The sequence below is a fragment of the Parvularcula oceani genome (genome assembly GCF_000733125.1).
Classification (GTDB): Bacteria; Pseudomonadota; Alphaproteobacteria; order Caulobacterales; family Parvularculaceae; genus Parvularcula; species Parvularcula oceani.
In genome coordinates this window covers 96,337-114,561 of record NZ_JPHU01000002.1, presented here as the reverse complement: position 1 = coordinate 114,561, position 18,225 = coordinate 96,337, and the positions used below count along the sequence as shown (strand labels likewise).

General features: G+C 67.6%; 19 protein-coding genes and 1 tRNA gene. 4 read left to right on the top strand and 16 right to left on the bottom strand.

Going from position 1 to position 18,225, the window contains the following annotated elements; translation table 11 throughout:
* Positions 1–79 precede the first annotated feature (79 nt).
* Positions 80–565: a flavin reductase family protein gene (locus IE88_RS0102870; protein WP_031549907.1), complete on the top strand. Its 486-nt coding sequence runs from the start codon at positions 80–82 to the stop codon at positions 563–565.
* 24 nt (positions 566–589) lie between these two features.
* On the opposite strand, the gene hemB is transcribed toward IE88_RS0102870, so the two are convergent.
* The gene (hemB, locus tag IE88_RS0102865; RefSeq protein WP_031549905.1) at positions 590–1,603 is read right to left on the bottom strand and encodes a porphobilinogen synthase; all 1,014 of its coding nucleotides are present in this window, start codon (positions 1,601–1,603) and stop codon (positions 590–592) included.
* Between the two features lie 107 nt (positions 1,604–1,710).
* On the opposite strand from hemB, the gene ldtR reads away from it, so the two are divergent.
* Complete coding sequence (gene ldtR / locus IE88_RS0102860) at positions 1,711–2,217, top strand: transcriptional regulator LdtR (RefSeq protein ID WP_202900423.1); 507 nt, start codon at positions 1,711–1,713, stop codon at positions 2,215–2,217.
* A gap of 117 nt (positions 2,218–2,334) precedes the next feature.
* On the top strand, positions 2,335–3,552 hold the full coding sequence (hemA, locus tag IE88_RS0102855; RefSeq protein ID WP_031549901.1) for a 5-aminolevulinate synthase: 1,218 nt from the start codon (positions 2,335–2,337) through the stop codon (positions 3,550–3,552).
* On the opposite strand, the gene fghA is transcribed toward hemA, so the two are convergent.
* Positions 3,553–4,380 (bottom strand): S-formylglutathione hydrolase, encoded by an 828-nt coding sequence (fghA, locus tag IE88_RS0102850; protein WP_031549899.1) that lies wholly within the window; start codon positions 4,378–4,380, stop codon positions 3,553–3,555. It abuts the gene before it with no gap.
* A 196-nt stretch (positions 4,381–4,576) separates the two neighbouring features.
* On the opposite strand from fghA, the gene IE88_RS18025 reads away from it, so the two are divergent.
* A tRNA-OTHER gene (locus IE88_RS18025) sits at positions 4,577–4,663 on the top strand.
* A 17-nt stretch (positions 4,664–4,680) separates the two neighbouring features.
* Here the strand turns inward: IE88_RS18025 and IE88_RS0102845 are convergent.
* The 14 genes from IE88_RS0102845 to IE88_RS0102780 form a co-directional block, all read right to left on the bottom strand.
* Entirely contained in the window at positions 4,681–5,790 is a 1,110-nt protein-coding gene (locus tag IE88_RS0102845; protein WP_031549897.1) for an S-(hydroxymethyl)glutathione dehydrogenase/class III alcohol dehydrogenase, read from the bottom strand.
* Positions 5,787–6,536, bottom strand: coding sequence for an SDR family NAD(P)-dependent oxidoreductase (locus IE88_RS0102840; protein ID WP_051881433.1), 750 nt, complete (start codon positions 6,534–6,536; stop codon positions 5,787–5,789). Before IE88_RS0102840 ends, IE88_RS0102845 begins: the two co-directional genes overlap by 4 nt.
* Positions 6,523–6,954 carry an HIT family protein gene (locus IE88_RS0102835; RefSeq protein WP_031549894.1) on the bottom strand — a complete coding sequence of 144 codons (432 nt, stop codon included), beginning with the start codon at positions 6,952–6,954 and terminating at the stop codon, positions 6,523–6,525. The genes IE88_RS0102840 and IE88_RS0102835 overlap by 14 nt, the downstream gene beginning before the upstream one ends.
* Positions 6,951–7,343, bottom strand: coding sequence for a hypothetical protein (locus IE88_RS0102830; protein ID WP_031549893.1), 393 nt, complete (start codon positions 7,341–7,343; stop codon positions 6,951–6,953). Before IE88_RS0102830 ends, IE88_RS0102835 begins: the two co-directional genes overlap by 4 nt.
* On the bottom strand, positions 7,343–8,497 hold the full coding sequence (locus IE88_RS0102825) for a GNAT family N-acetyltransferase (RefSeq protein WP_031549892.1): 1,155 nt from the start codon (positions 8,495–8,497) through the stop codon (positions 7,343–7,345). Before IE88_RS0102825 ends, IE88_RS0102830 begins: the two co-directional genes overlap by 1 nt.
* A gap of 68 nt (positions 8,498–8,565) precedes the next feature.
* Positions 8,566–10,062: an NAD(P)/FAD-dependent oxidoreductase gene (locus IE88_RS0102820; protein ID WP_051881432.1), complete on the bottom strand. Its 1,497-nt coding sequence runs from the start codon at positions 10,060–10,062 to the stop codon at positions 8,566–8,568.
* A gap of 249 nt (positions 10,063–10,311) precedes the next feature.
* Complete coding sequence (gene leuB / locus IE88_RS0102815) at positions 10,312–11,373, bottom strand: 3-isopropylmalate dehydrogenase (protein ID WP_031549890.1); 1,062 nt, start codon at positions 11,371–11,373, stop codon at positions 10,312–10,314.
* Positions 11,370–11,948, bottom strand: coding sequence for a 3-isopropylmalate dehydratase small subunit (gene leuD, locus IE88_RS0102810; protein ID WP_031549889.1), 579 nt, complete (start codon positions 11,946–11,948; stop codon positions 11,370–11,372). The genes leuB and leuD overlap by 4 nt, the downstream gene beginning before the upstream one ends.
* Complete coding sequence (leuC, locus tag IE88_RS0102805; protein ID WP_031549888.1) at positions 11,945–13,345, bottom strand: 3-isopropylmalate dehydratase large subunit; 1,401 nt, start codon at positions 13,343–13,345, stop codon at positions 11,945–11,947. The genes leuD and leuC overlap by 4 nt, the downstream gene beginning before the upstream one ends.
* Positions 13,342–14,526 (bottom strand): 2-isopropylmalate synthase, encoded by a 1,185-nt coding sequence (locus IE88_RS0102800; RefSeq protein WP_031549886.1) that lies wholly within the window; start codon positions 14,524–14,526, stop codon positions 13,342–13,344. Before IE88_RS0102800 ends, leuC begins: the two co-directional genes overlap by 4 nt.
* A gap of 228 nt (positions 14,527–14,754) precedes the next feature.
* Complete coding sequence (locus IE88_RS0102795; RefSeq protein ID WP_081871394.1) at positions 14,755–16,020, bottom strand: threonine ammonia-lyase; 1,266 nt, start codon at positions 16,018–16,020, stop codon at positions 14,755–14,757.
* A complete protein-coding gene (locus IE88_RS0102790) occupies positions 16,004–16,294 on the bottom strand; it encodes an ACT domain-containing protein (protein ID WP_031549882.1) in 291 nt (96 codons plus the stop codon). The genes IE88_RS0102795 and IE88_RS0102790 overlap by 17 nt, the downstream gene beginning before the upstream one ends.
* Positions 16,295–16,320: 26 nt before the next feature.
* Positions 16,321–18,018: an acetolactate synthase 2 catalytic subunit gene (ilvG, locus tag IE88_RS0102785; protein ID WP_031549881.1), complete on the bottom strand. Its 1,698-nt coding sequence runs from the start codon at positions 18,016–18,018 to the stop codon at positions 16,321–16,323.
* The gene (locus IE88_RS0102780; protein WP_031549880.1) at positions 18,015–18,224 is read right to left on the bottom strand and encodes a hypothetical protein; all 210 of its coding nucleotides are present in this window, start codon (positions 18,222–18,224) and stop codon (positions 18,015–18,017) included. The genes ilvG and IE88_RS0102780 overlap by 4 nt, the downstream gene beginning before the upstream one ends.
* Position 18,225 lies beyond the last annotated feature (1 nt).

Sequence of the window (18,225 nt, the reverse complement as noted above, 5' to 3'; positions counted from 1 at the left end):
CCGCATGTCTTGCCGCGCATCGTCCGCGCGCGCAACCGGGGCCTAGGCGCGACGGGCCGCTTCGTCTAACCGCAGCAGGATGACCGATCCGTTTCGTGCCCAGAAGAACGCCTTCGCCCGCTATCCGACAGGCGTCACCGTCGTCTCCTGCGCGCCGGAGGGACAGCCGCCGCTCGCGATCACGGTGAACTCCTTCACCTCCGTCTCGCTCGACCCGACCCTTGTCCTGTGGTGCCTCGACAAGGAGGCCGGCGTCTTTGACGCGTTCATGGGAAGCCCGAGCTATGGCGTGAGCATCCTGGCCGCCGATCAGGCCGAGGCCTCGAACCGGTTCGCGACGCCGGGGCAGCACGATTTCCGCGAGGGCGAGGCGGAGCTCTACGCCACCGCCTCGCCGCTTCTCGCCGGGCGTCTGGCGGGCTTCGACTGCGAGGTCGTGGCGCGGCACGATGCGGGCGACCACATCATCCTCGTCGGCCAGGTCGTGCATTTCGATTCCCGGCCGGGCCGCCCGCTCATCTATGCGGGGCGGCAATATCTCGAAGGACCGCAGATCGAGGAGTAAGGGGCCGCGCCAGCTCTCCGGCCGTCAGCGGCGCTCCTCTGCCAGCCACTGCGCCGCCCTGTCGGCATAATAGCTGATCACCGCATCCGCGCCGGCCCGGCGGAAGCAGGCGAGCGCTTCGAGCCCCGCCGCCTGGAAGTCGAAGGCGCCCGCCTCGGCCGCCTGGGCGAGCATCGCGTATTCGCCCGAGACCTGAAAGGCGACGGTGGGCACGCCGAAGGCCTGCTTCACCCGCGTCACCATGTCGAGATAGGGCAGGCCGGGTTTGACCATCACCATGTCCGCGCCTTCGGCGAGGTCGAGCGCGACTTCCCGCAGGCCCTCTTCGGCATTGGCCGGGTCCATCTGATAGGTCCGCTTGTCGCCTTGCAGCACGCCGCGAGAGCCGATGGCGTCGCGATAGGGGCCGTAGAAGCGGCTGGCATATTTGACGGCGTAGGAGAGGATCATCCGGTCGGTGAACCCTTCCGCGTCAAGCGCGCCCCTGATCGCGCCGACCCGTCCGTCCATCATGTCCGAAGGCGCGAGCACGTCGAAGCCCGCCTCGGCGAGAACGAGCGCCTGCCGGCAAAGAAGCGGCACGGTCTCGTCATTGAGGATCTCGCCCCCGGCCAGGACGCCGTCATGGCCGTGATCGGTATAGGGGTCGAGCGCGACGTCGCCGATCAGGCCGATCCCGGGCACCGCAGCCTTGATGGCGCGCGCCGCCCGCGCCATCAGATTGTCCGGATCGAAGGCGGCGCTCGCTCCGGCATCGCGCTGCTCCTGGCTCGTATGCGGGAAGAGGGCGAGGGCGGGCAGGCCGAGATCGCGGGCGCGCCGCGCGGCCTCGACCGCTTCGTCGACGCTGTGCCGGCGGATGCCGGGCATGGCGGGGACCGGCCCCGCCTCGGCATCGTCCTCGCGCAGGATCATCGCCTGGATGAGGTCGGCGGGGATGAGGCGAGACTCCGCCGTGATCGCGCGAATCCAGCCCGCGCTGCGCAATCTGCGCGGGCGCGTGGCGGGATGGCGACCGGGAAAGCTGCTTCGAATCATAGTCCTGCCTCGAACCGCCTCTTTTTTGCGTCGGAGTTTACCGCTCCTTAGAAACGCATCCTTATGGTCGGGGCCAAGGTCCTCAGTCCAGAGAGTTCGCCATGTTGATGCAAGACGGTCTCAAGGTCGCCCATTCCGCGGATGACGAGCCGACGGATAAGGAAGCGGTCTATCTGCGGCTGCTCACCCTGATCGAGCGGCTGCACCGCCAGCTCCTCGACGTCATCAAGAACGAGCTCGAGCGCGTCGGCCAGACAGACATCAATGCCGTGCAGGCGCTGCTCCTGTACAATATCGGCGATGCGGAGCTGACGGCCGGCGAGCTGCGCAGCCGCGGGCACTATCTGGGCTCCAACGTCTCCTACAATCTCAAGAAGCTGGTCGAGGCGGGCTATATCAGCCACCAACGCTCCGACAGCGATCGCCGTTCGGTGCGGGTGTCCCTCACCGAAGCCGGCCTCGACGTGCGCGGCAAGATCGCGGACCTCTTCGACCGCCACCTCGCCTCGGTCGAGAAGGTCGGCGATGTCAGCGCCATGATGATGGAGCGGACCAATATCTCGCTTGAGCGCCTCGAGCGCTTCTGGGCCGACCAGATCCGCTACCAGCTCTAAGAGCGCGGCTCCGGGGCGCGTTCCGCGCAGGCAGGCGCTGCGACGACCGGTCTTTCTCGCAAGATAAGGCCTGTTCCTTATATCCTGCCTCAGGAAAGCCGTGTTAGGGCGCCGCCCATGACGACAGACTACGAAGCCGTGTTCGAGGACGCGCTCGCCGCCGTGCGCGCAGAAGGGCGCTATCGCGTCTTCGCCGATCTCGAGCGGCAGCGCGGACGCTTTCCTCTGGCGACCCGCTATCTGGAGGATGGCGGCCGGCAGGACGTCGTCGTCTGGTGCTCGAACGACTATCTCGGCATGGGCCAGGACGAGCGGGTGGTCGATGCGATGGAGCGGGCGCTTCACGCCGTCGGGGCGGGCGCGGGCGGCACTCGCAATATCGCCGGGACGACGCATTACCACGTCGCCCTCGAAGAGGAGCTGGCCGCGCTTCACGGCAAGGAATCCGCGCTGCTCTTCACCTCGGGCTATATCTCGAACGAGGCGACGCTTTCCACGTTGGCGCGGCTCCTGCCCGGTGCGGTGATCCTGTCGGACGAGCTGAACCACGCCTCGATGATCCAGGGGATCAAGGGCGGCCGCGGACCCAAGCTGATCTGGCGGCACAATGATGTCGCTCACCTCGAAGAGCTTCTGCAGGGCCTGCCCAAGGACAAGCCCAAGATCATCGCCTTCGAAAGCGTCTATTCGATGGATGGCGATTTCGGCCCGGTGGCGGAGGTCGCGGAGCTGGCGAAGCGCTATGGCGCCTTCACCTATCTCGACGAGGTCCACGGCGTCGGCCTTTACGGGCAGGGCGGCGGCGTTGCGCAGCAGCTCGGCGTCTCCGACCGGATCGACTGCATCGAGGGAACGCTCGGCAAGGCGATCGGCGTGATGGGCGGCTATATCACGGGCAGCGCGGCGATGGTGGACGCGGTGCGCTCCTATGCGCCCTCCTTCATCTTCACGACCGCGCTCTCGCCCGTGCTCGTCGCCGGCGCGCTCGCCTCGGTCAGGGCGCTGCGCGAAGGGGGCGACCTCCGCAAACGCCACCAGGAACGGGCGGCGACGCTCAAATCGCGTCTGTCGGAGGCGGGCCTGCCGGTCATGGACAGCCCGAGCCACATCGTCCCGCTCATGGTCGGCGACCCCGTCGCCTGCAAGGCGGTCTCGGACGAGCTGCTCGAGGATCACGGCATCTACGTTCAGCCGATCAACTATCCGACCGTGCCCAAGGGAACGGAGCGCCTGCGCTTCTCGCCGACGCCGCTGCACACCGACGAGCACATGGACAGGCTGGTCGATGCGCTCGAGGAGATCTGGACCGCCCGCGGCCTCGAGCGGGCGGCCTGATCAGGCTTTCAGCGCCTGCGCATGATGGCGCAGATGGTCTTCCATGAAGCTGGCGATGAAATAATAGGAGTGGTCGTAGCCCTCCTGCCGCCGCAGGGTGAGCGCCTGGCCTGACGCCTCGCAGGCCGCTTCGAAGATCTCGGGCCTCAGCTGCTCTTCGAGGAACTGGTCCGCCGTCCCCTGATCGATCAGGATATGGGCCTCCGTCGCCTTCGCCTGCACGAGCGCCGCCGCGTCATGGCGGTTCCACGCATCGCGGTCATCGCCGAGATAGGCCGTGAACGCCTTTTCGCCCCAAGGCACCTGCGCGGGCGCGACGATGGGGGAGAAGGCCGAGACCGAGCGATAGGTTTTCGGGTTTTTGAGGTGCAGCGTCAGCGCGCCATGCCCGCCCATGGAATGGCCGAAGACGCCCTGCCGGCTTTCGTCGCCGGGGAAATTGCCGAAGACGAGCTTCGGCAGTTCCCGGGTGATATAGCTCTCCATGCGGAAATGCTTCGCCCAGGGCTCTTGCGTCGCATCGAGATAGAAGCCCGCGCCCTGGCCGAGATCATAGGCCTCGTCATCGGCCACGCCCGGCCCCCGCGGGCTCGTATCGGGCGCGATCACCATCAGGCCGAGCTCTGACGCCATGCGCTGGAGGCCCGATTTCTCCATCACGTTCGACCAGTCGCAGGTCAGCCCGGACAGGTACCAGAGGACCGGGAAGGGCCCTTCGCCCGGCGGGGTGAAGACCGCGAAGGTCATCGGGCATGAGCAGGCTTCGCTGTCATGCTCGTGCACGGACAGCGTGCCGCCGAAGGAACGCCAACTCTTGATGGTCTTCATGGATCGAGATCCTTTATTGACAGGCGTCAGAGATTCTGCTCAAGACACGCGCATGTTCATCCGCCACTCATATGCGCGCCTTTATCCCCTTTAAGGGGATCTAGAAGACGCGCGTGCGGTTGCACGCCTTTACAAAACATATTCGTTCTTCCTGAGTACGGCTTTTCATTGCCGTACCCAGAGAGGGTGCACCGATCGGTGGGTAAAGCCGGGGGTTCCGGCAAGCGGCCTGTAAAGCCGCGCCCGTTCGCGGGGAGTGGTTCGAGTCCACACCCACCGACCACGCACGGCTGTACATCGTCAATACTTCACCACGCTTCGAATGCCCTTGCCCTCATGCATCAGCTCGAAGCCCTTGTTGATGTCCTCGAGCGGCATCACGTCGGTGATCAGGCTGTCGATGTCGATGCGGCCTTCCATGTACATGTCGACGATCTTCGGCACGTCGGTCCGGCCCCTCGCGCCGCCGAAGGCCGAGCCGCGCCAGACGCGGCCGGTGACGAGCTGGAAGGGACGGGTCGAGATCTCCGCGCCCGCAGGCGCGACGCCGATGATGACGCTCTCGCCCCAGCCCTTGTGGCAGCATTCGAGGGCCTGGCGCATCACATCGGTATTGCCGATGCATTCGAAGGAATAATCCGCGCCCCCGCCCGTCAGCTCGACGAGGTGGCCGACGAGATTGTTGCCGTGATCCTTCGGGTTCACGAAATCGGTCATGCCGAACTGCTCGGCGATGGCGCGCTTGTCGTCATTGAGGTCGACGCCGACGATCTGCCGCGCGCCGATCAGCTTGAGGCCCTGGATGACGTTGAGGCCGATGCCGCCGAGGCCGAAGACCACAGCCGTCGAATTGGGCTCGACCTTGGCGGTGAACATCACCGCGCCGATGCCGGTCGTCACGCCGCAGCCGATATAGCAGACCTTCTCGAAGGGGGCGTCCTTGCGGATCTTGGCGAGCGCGATCTCTGGCAGGACCGTGTAGTTCGAGAAGGTCGAGGTGCCCATGTAGTGCAGGATCTTCTCGCCCTTGTAGGAGAAGCGCGAGGTGCCGTCCGGCATCAGGCCCTGGCCCTGGGTCGAGCGGACCTTCTGGCAGAGATTGGTCTTGGGGTTCAGGCAGTACTCGCACTCCCGGCATTCGGGGGTGTAAAGAGGAATGACGTGATCGCCCGGCTCGACAGAGGTGACGCCCGGGCCCGTCTCGACGACGACGCCCGCGCCTTCATGGCCGAGCACGGCCGGAAAGGCGCCCTCGGGGTCCTTGCCGGACAGGGTATAGGCGTCGGTGTGGCAGAGGCCCGTGGCCTTGACCTCGACCAGGACCTCTCCGGCCTTGGGGCCTTCGAGGTCGAGTTCCACGATTTCGAGAGGCTTGCCCGCTTCGAAGGCGACGGCGGCGCGTGTCTTCATTCCTGTTCTCCCTTCTCGGACGTCCACTCCTTGAAGGAGAGGCGTGCGGCGTTTTCGGTGAAGCCTTCGCCCGCGACGTCCGCGATCAGCGGGGCGAGGTCTTCGGGCTGGGCCAAAGTGTCCTGATCCTCGCCGGGCATGGCCTTGGCCCGCATGCCGGTGGCGATGGGGCCGGGATCGATGAGATTAGTGCGGATCTTCGTCTCCGCCCGCTCGGCGGCATAGGTCAGCAAAAGCGCCTCGAAGGCGGCCTTGCTGGCCGAATAGGTCGTCCAGAACGGCACATATTTGCGCGCGCGGCTGGAGGTGATGCCGACCACGCGGCCGGCGTCGGACAGGCGCAGGAGCGGGTCGAGACCGGCGAGGAGGCGCCAGTTCGCGGTGACGTTCACTTCGAGGGCGTTCGACCAGGTCTTCCCGTCGATATCGGTCACGGGCGTCAGCTCGCCGAGCGTGCCGGCATTGAGCACCAGCGCGTCGAGCCGTCCGAAGCGCTCCGCCAGCGCCGCCGGCAGGCGCGTGACGGTATCCTCGTCGGTGAGGTCGGCGGGAATGAGGCTGCACGCGCCGCCTTCGGCGCGCACCTCGTCGTCGAGCTCCTCGAGCGCGCCGACCGTGCGGGCGAGGCAGAGGACATGGGCGCCGCGGCGGGCGAGTTCGCGCGCGGCGGCGCGGCCGATGCCGCGCGAGGCACCGGTGACGAGGACGATGCGCCGCTCGGGCGAAATGGGCTTAGAGTCGCTCACGGATCACGCTCGCAATGCGTTCGAGGTCTTCCGGATCGGCCTTGCCGCCGCCATGGGCGGCCTCGGACCGGTCCCGGTAAGACGGGATGATGTGGAAGTGGATGTGGAAGACCGACTGGCCCGCCGCGTCGCCGTTGAACTGGACGATGCGGAAGCCGTTGGGCGAGAGGGCGTCGACGATGGCGCCGGCAATGATCTGCGTGCGGACGATCAGGCGCTGCAGGGTGTCCGCAGGCGTGTCGAGCAGGTTCACCGCATGCACGGTCTTCGGGATGACGAGGGTGTGCCCCTCGGTCTGCGGGAAGGCGTCCATGAAGGCGAGGATCTCGTCGTCCTCGAAGACCTTCGCGGCAGGAATCTCCCCCCTTATGATCTTGGCGAAGATGTTCTCGGTCTCATAGGCATGATCGAGGCTCATGCGGGGATCTCCTTGTCGTCGGCGTCCTGTCTGTGACCGCAGGCCTCGCAGCGCAGGCCTCCCCTTGCCGAAGCGAGCGGGGCGAGCGCGCCGAACAGGGCGGCCAGGATCGCCGGGAATGTCCGGCCCCGGCTACGACGCAGGGCCGCCTTCCCGCAACGCCCGCACGCAGCGTAAGGGGAGGGTTTTTCCTCCACCTCCCGCAGGAGCGCCTGCGCGGAGAAGAACTCTTCCCGCGGCACGATGAGGCGGTAGCCGCCCAGGCCGAAATCGGGCATCACCGAGAGCGCCTGCTCGTCGGGCAGCTGCGCGTCGATGCCGTGGCTGCGCAGGAAGCTCCGCGCGATCTGCGCTTCCTCGGCTTCGTGGAACACCGCGACCTGCCGCATCAGCCGCGCCGGAAGGGCGTGAATTCGCCAAGATAGCCGATATCGTCCTCGACCTGCGCGCGCTCGCGCTCGAGATAGTCGGCGACGGCCTCTTTGAAGCCGGGGTCCGCGAACCAGTGCGCAGACGAGGTCGCCACCGGCCGATAGCCGCGCGCGACCTTGTGCTCGCCCTGCGCGCCCGCCTCGACGCGGGTCAGGCCGTGTTCCAGCGCGAAGTCGATCGCCTGGTAATAGCACAGCTCGAAATGCAGGAAGGGCACATGCTCGGTGCGGCCCCAATAGCGTCCGTAAAGCGTGTCGCCGCCGATCATGTTGAGCGCGCCCGCGATCGTGCGCCCGCCACGGTCCGCGAGGATGAGCAGCATCCTGTCCGCCATCCGCTCGGCCAGGAGGCTGAAGAAGTCGCGGGTCAGATAGGGTGTGCCCCATTTGCGGCTGCCCGTGTCCTGATAGAACGTCCAGAAGGTGTCGAGTTCGGCTTCGGTGACCTCGGGCCCCGTGACCCAGCGGACGGTGACGTCCATGTCGCGGATCGCCGCCCGCTCCTTGCGCAGCGCCTTGCGGTGGCGGGAGGAGAGGGCGGAGAGGAAGCCGTCCCAGTCGCCGAACCCCTCATCTTCGAAATGGTATTGCTGCCCGGTCCTTATGAGATAGCCCGCCTCGCGCAGCGCCTCCGTCTCTTCGGGCGGGGGGAAGTTGATGTTGAAGGAGCTGAGGCGAAGCTCGCTCGCCACTTGCGGGCCGATCTGCGCGAGGAGGGCGCGGTCGTCTCCCTGCGCGGCGAGCAGGCGCGGGCCGGTCGCGGGCGTGAAGGGGATGGCGCTGAGAAGCTTGGGATAATACCGCCCGCCAGCGCGCATATAGGCATCGGCGAAGGCGTGGTCGAAGATGTATTCGCCCTGGCTGTGCCCCTTCAGATAGCAGGGCATGACACCGGCAATATCGTCCTTGCGGCGCAGGACGAGGTGGCGCGGCGCCCAGCCGGTCTCGGGGCGGACCGATCCGGAGTCTTCGAGCGCGCTCAGGAAGTCATGGGCGACGAAGGGGTTGTAGGGCCGCCCTTGCGGGTTTGCCTGCGCATCCCATGCCGCCTTGCCGATCTCGCCGATCGCGGTGACGGCTTCCGCCGTCACCGTCTCTTCGCCATCCGCCATGTCCGTCGTCCCGCTGCCGAGAGCGGAAGTTAGGCAAAAGCGCGCCGATGCCTAGGGCGCGCGCCCGTTCAGTTGGCCGGAATGGCCGCGGCGCCGGCCATGCCGCCTTCGTTCCGCTTCTTCTCGCCGGTCGTGAAGTCCTCGTGATAGGACCGCTCGACATTGACGTTCCACAGGTCGTGATCCTCGCCGAGGATGTTCTTGACCGCGAGCATGGCGGTCAGCTGGCTGTGGTCCTGGTTGTTGTAGCGGTGCATGCCGTTCCGGCCGACCGTCTGGAAGTTCTCCAGCGTGTCGATATAGGCCTGGATCGTGTCGAGCGCGGCCCGGTATTCGCCGTCATAGACGGGATAGGCCTTGGGCTGGCGGATGATCTTGCCGCCGATCACCGTCTTGGCGTCGGCGAGGCCGAGCTGTTCGAGCTCGGCGCCGGCCTGGGCGATGAGCTCCTCCTCGGTGCTTTCCCACAGCCCGTCGCCTTCATGGCAGAAATATTCCATCCCGATAGAGGCCGTATCCTTGTCGGGCAGCATGTCCGGCGACCAGGCGCGGAAGTTCTGGATGCGGCCGACCTTCACTTCCGGGCTGTGGATGTAGATCCAGTTGTCCGGGAAGGGATCGGGGTGGTCCAGGATCAGGGTGACGATCAGGAAGTCGCGATATTTCAGCTTGGCCGCCGCCTCGCGCACCTCTGCGGGGGGCGGGGGATCCATGACCTCGATCAGCTCGCGCAGGGGCATGGTGTTGATGAAGTTCTCGGCCTTCACCGTGCGGGTCTGCCCATCCTTGTCGCGCGTCTCGATCGAGACGACCCTGCTGCCCTCGCGGTTCACGCGGGTGACATAGGTCTCCATGTGGACCTCGCCGCCGCGCTCCTGGACCTTGGCCGAACAGGTCTCCCACATCTGGCCCGGGCCGAGGCGGGGATATTCGAATTCCTCGATCAGGCTCGTCGTGTCGTTCGCCCCGGTCAGCGCGTTCCACACGGCCTTGGTCAGCGACAGGTTCTTGATGCGCTGCGCGGCCCAGTCGGCGCGGATCTCGGTGCAGGGAATGCCCCAGACCTTTTCCGTATAGGTCTTGAAGAACCGCTCATAGAGGCGCCGCCCGAAGCGGTTGGTCACCCACTGCTCGAGGTTCTCCTCTTCCTTGTGCGGCTTGGCGCGCCATTTGGCGAAGCTCGCCATGATGCTGGCCGCCTCGAGCGGGCCCATATTGCCGAGCGCGTTGAAGATCTTGAGCGGGTAGGCGTAATATTTGCCGTCGTAATAGATGCGCGACTGGCGGGGCCGGGTGATGAAGTCGTCCTCCATCACTTCCTTCCAGAAGGCCTCGACCTCGCCGACCTTGGTGAAGAAGCGGTGGCCGCCAATATCGAAGCGGTAGCCCTTATAGCTTTCGGTGCGCGCGATGCCGCCCACGAGCGCGCTGCCCTCGAAGACGAGAGGCTTGTGCCCCGCGCCCCCGTATTTCTGCAGGTCGTAGGCGGCCGTGAGGCCGGCGGGGCCGCCGCCGATGATGGCGGTCGTGGTCGGCGTTCCGGCGGCGCTTGCGTCGTCGAACATATCGGTCGTCCTCTTGCGGGAACTCATTGCGTCACGATGGCAGGACCCGGGCCGGCCTCGCAGGCCGGTCCGCAGTGCAGCGGCCGGTTCGGACATGCCCCTTCAGGAGCCCAACCCGAATTACGCGTTCTGGTTCCAAGTCTTCCCCTCGTGCGGGTTTGCGGAGTCCCTAGCAAGGGCCACGCCGTTACGCCCGGTCTTCCTGCCGACTTTGTCGAGAGAAAGGAAACTGAGAGGAGTTCGCGCGGCTCAAGACGCCGTGAGGGCTTCGAGAACGGCTTCCGTGAAAGCCTCCGTCGAAGCGCTGCCGCCGAGATCCGCGGTGCGCAGTCCCTGTTCGAGCACCGCGGAGACGGCCCGCTCGATATGCGAGGCTGCCGCCTCCTGACCGGCGGAATGGCGCAGCAAAAGGGCGACGGACAGGATCGAACCGGCCGGATTGGCGATCCCGCGCCCCGCAATGTCCGGCGCCGAGCCATGGATCGGCTCGTAGAGGCCCGGGCGGCCCGGCTCGCCCAGCGAGGCCGAGGCTGCGAGGCCGATCGAGCCGACCACTGCGGAAAGCTCGTCGGAGAGGATGTCGCCGAAGAGGTTCTCGGTGACAACGACGTCGAAATCCGCCGGGTGGGTGACCAGATGCATGGCCATGGCGTCCACGAGAACGTGATCGACCGTCACTTCCGGGTAGTCGCCCGAGAGATCCTCGATCACGCTCCGCCAGAGCCGCGAGGTCGCCAGCACGTTCGCCTTGTCGACCGAGGTCAGCCGTCCGCGCCGCCCCTTGGCCGCCTCGAAGGCGACGCGGGCCACCCGCTCCACCTCTTCCCGGCTATAGGGCATGAGGTCGGTCGCCCTGTCCGTTCCTTCTTCCTTGGCGCCGAAATAGACGCCGCCGGTCAGCTCGCGCACGACCAGGATATCCGTTCCCGCCACCCGTTCGGGGCGCAGCGGCGAAGCGTTCTCCAGGCCGGCAAAGAGGCGCGAGGGGCGCAGATTGGCGAAGAGACCCATCGCCGAGCGAATGCCCAGAAGGCCCTTTTCCGGACGCGGCGCGCCGCTCTTGGCGGCCTCGTCCCATTTCGGGCCGCCGACCGCGCCCAGGAGCACGGCATCCGCCGACAGGCAGGCTTCCTTCGTCTCCTCGGGCAGCGGCTCGCCGGTCGCATCGATGGCCGCGCCGCCGAAATGGCGGGTCTCCGTGCGCAGCCCGATATTCTCCGCCTCGCAGACGGCCGCGAGAACGCGCAGCGCGGCATCGGTGACCTCCGGGCCGATCCCGTCGCCGGGCAGGACGGTGACATGCAGGCTCATGCCGCGCGCTCCTCGAAGTCTTCGATCTCAGGCAGGGCGTCGAGCAGGACGCCCAAGGGGTCCTTTCCGTCCAGGAGGCAGCGCCGGGCGAAGGCCTCGGTCTCGAAGGGCACGGCATGATTGCCAAAGCGCAGCCTGTTCTCTTCGAGGTCGACGGTCACCTCCCGCCCCGGCTCGGAAAGCAGCAGGGCATGGGTCTCCTCGTCGACCACCACCGGCAGCAGGCCGTTCTTGAGGCTGTTCGAGCGGAAGATGTCTGCGATCGACGTGCTGATCACGGCGCGCAGGCCGAAGGCGAGAAGCGCCCAGGGCGCATGCTCGCGCGAGCTGCCGCAGCCGAAATTGTCGCCCGCGACCAAGACCCGATGCGTCGCCATGTCGGTGCGGTTGAGGACGTGACCCTCGTCGAGCACGCCGTCCGGCCCGTACCGCCAGTCATGGAAGGCCGCATCGCCCAAGCCCTCCCGGTCGGTGGTCGTCAGGAAGCGGGCCGGAATGATCTGGTCGGTGTCGATATTCTCCTCGCGCAGGACGAGGGTTTTCGAGGTGAGGGCGGTGAAGGGCTGAAAGCTCATGCCGCTGCGCCTTTCAGATAGGGACGGGGATCGGCGATCCTGCCCTCGACCGCGCTCGCCGCGGCCGTGGCGGGCGAGGCGAGCACGGTGCGCACGCCCTCGCCCTGGCGCCCGCGGAAGTTCCGGTTCGAGGTCGAAACGACCACCTCGCCGGGGGCGCCCTTGTCGCCATTCATCGCGATGCACATCGAACAGCCCGGCTCTCGCCATTGCGCGCCTGCGGCGAGGAAGACCTCGTGAAGGCCCTCCGCCTCGGCCTGCCGCTTCACCGCTTCGGAGCCCGGAACGACCAGCGCCGTGACATCCTCGGCGACGCGCCGTCCCCGCAGGACGGCGGCCGCCGCGCGCAGGTCCTCGATCCGGCCATTGGTGCAGGAGCCGACAAAGACCCGCGCCACTTTCAGGCCCGCCACGGGCTCGCCCGCGCGCACGCCCATATAGGTAAGGCCCGCCGCCTGGCTGTCATTGGCGGGCTCGGGCACGGCGCCCGCGATGCTCGCCGCTTCGTCCGGGCTGACGCCGAAGGTGACCATGGGCGAGATCGCGGCCGCGTCGATCACAACTTCCGCATCGAACGCCGCATCCTCGTCCGAGCGCAGAGCGCGCCACTCGGCCATTGCGGCTTCGAAATCCGCTGGGGCGCCGGGGCGGCCGCGCAGATAGTCGAAGGTCGTCTCGTCGGGCGCCACCATCCCGGCGCGCGCGCCCGCCTCGATCGACAGGTTGCAGAGAGTCATGCGCCCTTCCATGGACAGCCCGCGCACCGCCTCGCCCTGATATTCGAGCACATGGCCCGTGCCGCCTTCCATCCCGAGCTTCGCGATCACCGCGAGGGCCATGTCCTTGGCGGTCACGCCGGGCTGGAGCGCGCCTTCGAAGAGGACGCGCATGGTCTTCGGCCGCCGCTGGAACAGGCATTGGGTGGCGAGGACATGGCCCACCTCGGTGGTGCCGATGCCGAAGGCGAGGGCGCCGAACGCGCCATGGGTCGAGGTGTGGCTGTCGCCGCAGACGACCGTCATGCCCGGCTGCGTCCGGCCGAGCTCCGGCCCGATCAGGTGCACGATGCCGCGCCGCTCGTCGCCGAGGTCCAGAAGCTCGATGCCGTGCTCGCGGCAATTGGCGCGCAGCGTCTCGACCTGCCGCTCGGCCTGCGGCGTGACATAAGGCAGGCGGCCGTCCGGCCCCGCGGGCAGAGTGGGAACGGAATGGTCGATGGTGGCGAGGGTGAGGTCGGGACGGCGGACATTCAGGCCCCGCTCGCGCAGGACGGAGAAGGCCTGCGGGCTCGTCACCTCGTGCACGAGATGCAGGCCGATATGCAGGATGGCGGGCATGTCCTCCGCCTCCGCACGGACGAGGTTGCGCGCCCAGACCTTGTCGAACAGCGTCCTCACAGCACCGGCACCACGCGGTTCGATGCGCCCGAGACCAGCGTGCGCAGCTCGTCGTCGGACACTTCGTGCTTCTCGTCGGCGATCAGCTTGAAGGCGGCGAAGACCGCTTCGCGGCGGTCGGGCGAGACCTCGTGCCCCAGCTCCTCGAGCCGCGCGAACAGGGCGTGCTTGCCCGAATGCTTGCCCAGCACCAGCGCGCTGACCGGCGCGCCGACATCCTCGGGCTCCATGATCTCATAGGTCTTGCGGTTGGACAGCATGCCGTGCTGGTGAATGCCCGCTTCATGGGCGAAGGCGTTGCGTCCGACTACGGCCTTGTTGCGCTGGACCTTCTCTCCCGTGACATCCTCCAGCGTCCGCGACGCCTCGTAGAAGCGGCGCGTGTCGAGCAGCGTGTCGACGCCATAGGTGTCGCGGCGCGTGCGCAGGGCCATCACCGCCTCTTCCATCGCGCAATTGCCCGCGCGCTCGCCGATGCCGTTGATCGTGCATTCGATCTGGCGCACGCCTGCGCGGACGGCGGCGAGGGAATTGGCGACCGCCATCCCCAGATCGTCATGGCAATGGGTCGAGAAGACCGTCTGATCGTCCGGCTCCACCGCATTGATCAGATAGCTGAAGACCTCATAGGTCTCCTCCGGCGTGAAATAGCCGACCGTGTCGGGCACGTTCAGCGTCCGCGCGCCCGCCTCGTTCGCGGTGCGCAGGCACTCGGCGAGGAAGGTCTTCTCGGTGCGCATCGCGTCCTCGGCCGAGAACTCGACATCCTCGAAGATGCTGCGCGCATAGCGCACGCCGTGCTCGATCGCGTCCAGCACCTCGCCTTTGCGCATCTTCAGCTTGTGCTGGCGGTGGGTGGGCGAGGTGCCGATGAAGACATGGGCGCGCTTGCGCTTCGCTGGCTCCAGCGCCTTGGCGGCGGCGTCGATATCGCGCTCGGTCACGCGGGCGAGGGAGCAGACGATCGGGCCGTCCGCCTCTTCGGCCACGGCCTGAACGGCCTCGGCATCGCCGGGCGAGGCGGCGGCGAAGCCCGCCTCGATGACGTCGACCTTCAGCGCAGAGAGCACGCGCGCCATGCGCAGCTTGCCCTTCATGGTCATGGAGAAGCCGGGCGACTGCTCGCCGTCGCGCAAAGTGGTGTCGAAGATCCGGACGATGGGTTCTGGGGTATAGGTCATGGGAACGGGCCTTGGAGCGGAGCGCCCCGCCTCCCCCTGTGGGGGAGGTCCCGGAGCGCAAGCGGAGGGGAGGGGGCAGACGCCCCCGCGCGGGAGTTCAGCGGAGCGGAATGCCCCGCCCCGTAAGTCGCTCGGCCTCTCTTGCGGGGCGGCGGGCCCCCTCCGCCCTGCGGGCACCTCCCCCACGGGGGGAGGAGGATCGCACTCGATGGTCCACCGCGTCCTCCATCAGTAATTCGCGTTCTCGACGGGCAGGCCGTCCGTTCTCAGCGCATCGACGATCGCGTCCATATGCACACCGTCCGTGGCCTCGACCGAGATGTCGAGATGGGTCTGCTTGGCAGGCAGATCGTTGAAGGTCTTGTGATAGCTGACATCGATGACGTTGCCGCCGGCCTGCCCGATGGCGCGGCTGACCCGCTCGAGCTGGCCGGGAACGTCCGTCAGCGTGATCCGCAGGCGGGCGAGGCGCCGCTGGCGGGCGAGGTCGCGCATCAGGATCGAGGACAGGAGGCGGGTGTCGATATTCCCGCCGCAGACGACGCTGCCGACGGTATGCCCACGGAACAGGCTCGGATGCGCCAGGACGGCAGCGAGGCCTGCCGCGCCCGCGCCTTCGGCCAGCGTCTTCTGACAGGTCAGGAGGAGGGACAGCGCGCGTTCGAGCTGCGCCTCGTTCACCGTGACGATCTCGTCGACCAGCGTGCTGACGATCTTGCGGGTCAGAAGCCCTGGCGCCGCGACCGCGATGCCTTCTGCCAGCGTCGTTCCGGCGCAGGGCCGGGTGCCGCCGCGCACTGCGTTGATCATGCCGGGGTAAAGGTCCGACTGCACGCCGATGACGCGGACATCGGGCCGCCGCGCGGCGGCCACCGTCGCCATGCCGGAAATCAGGCCGCCCCCGCCGATCGGCACGACCAGCGTGTCGATCTGCGGCGCCTGTTCCAGCATCTCGGCCGCGACCGTGCCCTGTCCCGCGCAAACATAAGGGTCGTCGAAGGGGTGCACATAGGTCAGCCCTTCCTCTTTGCAGCGGGCATGGGCGAGGCCGCTCGCCTCGTCGTAATCAATGCCTTCGAGCAGGACGCGCGCGCCGAAGCGGCGGGTCTCCTCGACCTTCACCGAAGGGGTGTGCGCGGGCATGACGATGGTCGCGTCGATCCCGAGCAGCGCCGAATGCCGCGCGAGACCCTGCGCATGATTGCCCGCGGATGCCGCGATGACGCCGGAGCGCCGCTCCGCCTCGCTCAGAGAGAGGAGCTTCGCCAGCGCGCCGCGCTCCTTGAAGGAGGCGGTGTATTGCATGTTCTCGTATTTGACGAAGAGCTCGCAGCCCGCCATCGCCGAAAGCTTCCGGCTCGGCAGGCAGGGGGTCACGGCGACCTCATCCCAGGCCGGGTCGGCGCGATTGGTGATCGCCTCGATCTCCGCCTGGGGCAGGCCCAGCGGGGACGTCAGCTCGATCTCGCGCAGCGCTTCAGATGACGGCGGCATGCGGGATCTCCTTCCAGCGCGAGGGCTTCTGGCGGGAGCGGCGCTCGAGGCGCACGCGGCGGACATTGTGCAGGCGCTCGATCTGCAGGCGGAGCGTCTCGATCGAGCGCGTCGTGCCGTAAGGGCTCACCTGGACGCGCGTCTCGACGCCGCCCTCGACCTCTTCGACGAGGAGCGAGCGCACCGACCAGCCGCGCTGCTCGATGACGGTCCAGATGCGGCGCAGCGTGCCGTTCACGTCGTCGCTCTCGATGGTGAAGGTCTCGATGGTCATCCTTCTCTCCTGCCGCGAAAGCGTTCTCAGCTCTCGCTCTGCTCCATCATCTCGTGGTTGGCCTTGCCCGGCGCGACGAGCGGCCAGACATTCTCGTTCGGGTCGATCACGACGTGCATCAGGATCGGGCCCTTAGCGCCGAGCAGGCGGTCCAGGCCGCCTTCGACCTCGCCGGGCTCGCTGATCGTGAAGGCCTCGATGCCGAAGGCCTCGGCCACCTTGGCGAAGTCGGGATTGTCCGACAGGTCGACCTCGGAGCGATTGCCCGCGAAGAACAGGTCCTGCCACTGGCGCACCATGCCCAGATGAGAATTGTTCAGCACGATGACCTTGAGCGGCACGCCGTAGCGGTTGAGGGTGGCGAGCTCCTGGATGTTCATCATGAAGCCGCCATCCCCCGAGACCGAGACGACGCAGGCGTCGGGCTCGGCCATCTTGGCGCCGATGGCGGTGGGCAGGGAGAAGCCCATGGAGCCGAGGCCGCCGCTGGTGATATGCGCCTGCGGACGGGAAAAGCGGCAATGCTGGGCCACCCACATCTGGTGCTGGCCGACATCGGGCACGGCGACGAAGCCGTCCCCTGCGCGCTCCGACAACTCCTTCAGCAGGGCCGGGGCGTAGATGCCCTTGGCCGGGGCATCATAGGAGGGCGCGAACTCCTCGGCGCGCGAACGGTTGAGCTTCCGCCAGTCCGAGATATCGGCCGGCTCGGGCAGGAAGGAGCGCACGGCCGGCTTGAGGTCGCAGGAGACCGCGACATCGGCGTGGCGCAGCTTGGAGATCTCGCTCGCATCCTTGTCGAAATGGATGACGCGCGCATGAGGCGCGAAGCGGTCGAGGGCGCCGGTCGCGCGGTCGTCGAAGCGCGCGCCGATATTGATCAGGAGGTCGCATTCCTGCACCGCCATGTTCGCCGCGCGGCTGCCATGCATGCCCAGCATGCCGAGGAACTGCTCGTGCCCCGTCGGCAGGATGCCGAGCCCTTGCAAGGTGCAGACGGCGGGGATGCGCGCGCGTTCGACCAGGCGGCGGACCTCGGCCACGGCGCCCGCGCGGACCGTGCCGCCGCCAAGATAGAAGAGGGGACGCTCCGCCTCGCGCAAGGCGGCTTCCGCCCGGCGCAGGCCGTCCTCGTCGAGGCAGGGCTGCGGCGTGACGCGCCCGGCATAGGGCTCGCCCGTGCCCTCGGCCATCTGGATGTCCTTGGGGATGTCGATCAGGACCGGGCCGGGCCGTCCGTGTTCGGCGATATCGAAGGCCTCGGCGATGATGGCGGGGATGTCGTCGGCGTTCCGGACGATATAGCTGTGCTTCACGACCGGCATGGTGATGCCGAAGGTGTCGATCTCCTGGAAGGCGTCCGTGCCCATGACGGGCTGGGCCACCTGGCCGGTGATCGCGACCATGGGAACCGAGTCCATGTATGCGTCGGCGATGCCGGTCACGAGATTGGTCGCGCCGGGACCGGAGGTGGCGAGGCACACGCCCGCGCGCCGCGTCATCCGTCCGACCGCGGCCGCGGCGAAGGCGCAGGCCTGCTCGTGGCGGCACAGGATATGGCGCAGGCCCGAGCCGGGCAGGGCGTCATAGACGGGCATGATCGCGCCGCCGGGATAGCCGAACACGGTCTCCACGCCTTGGGCGACCAGCGCCTCGACGACCAGCCTCGCGCCCGTGCGCGGCTGGTCCTTCGGAACTTCCTCTGCGACGGCGGTGCTGCTCATGGCGCGCACCCCATGAAGCCTGCGAAGCGCTCGGCGCCGCTCTCGCCGCCCTGGTCCTCTTCGCGCGCTTCCTGCTGAGGCTCGGCCGCGGACGCCTCTGTGTCCTGGGCAGGCGCGGGCACGGGGGCGCGGCCCGCCGCCACCATGCGCTCATAGCGGCGGCGGGCCCTGTCTGCGGCCGAAACGGGTTTTGGCCGAGCGCTCATG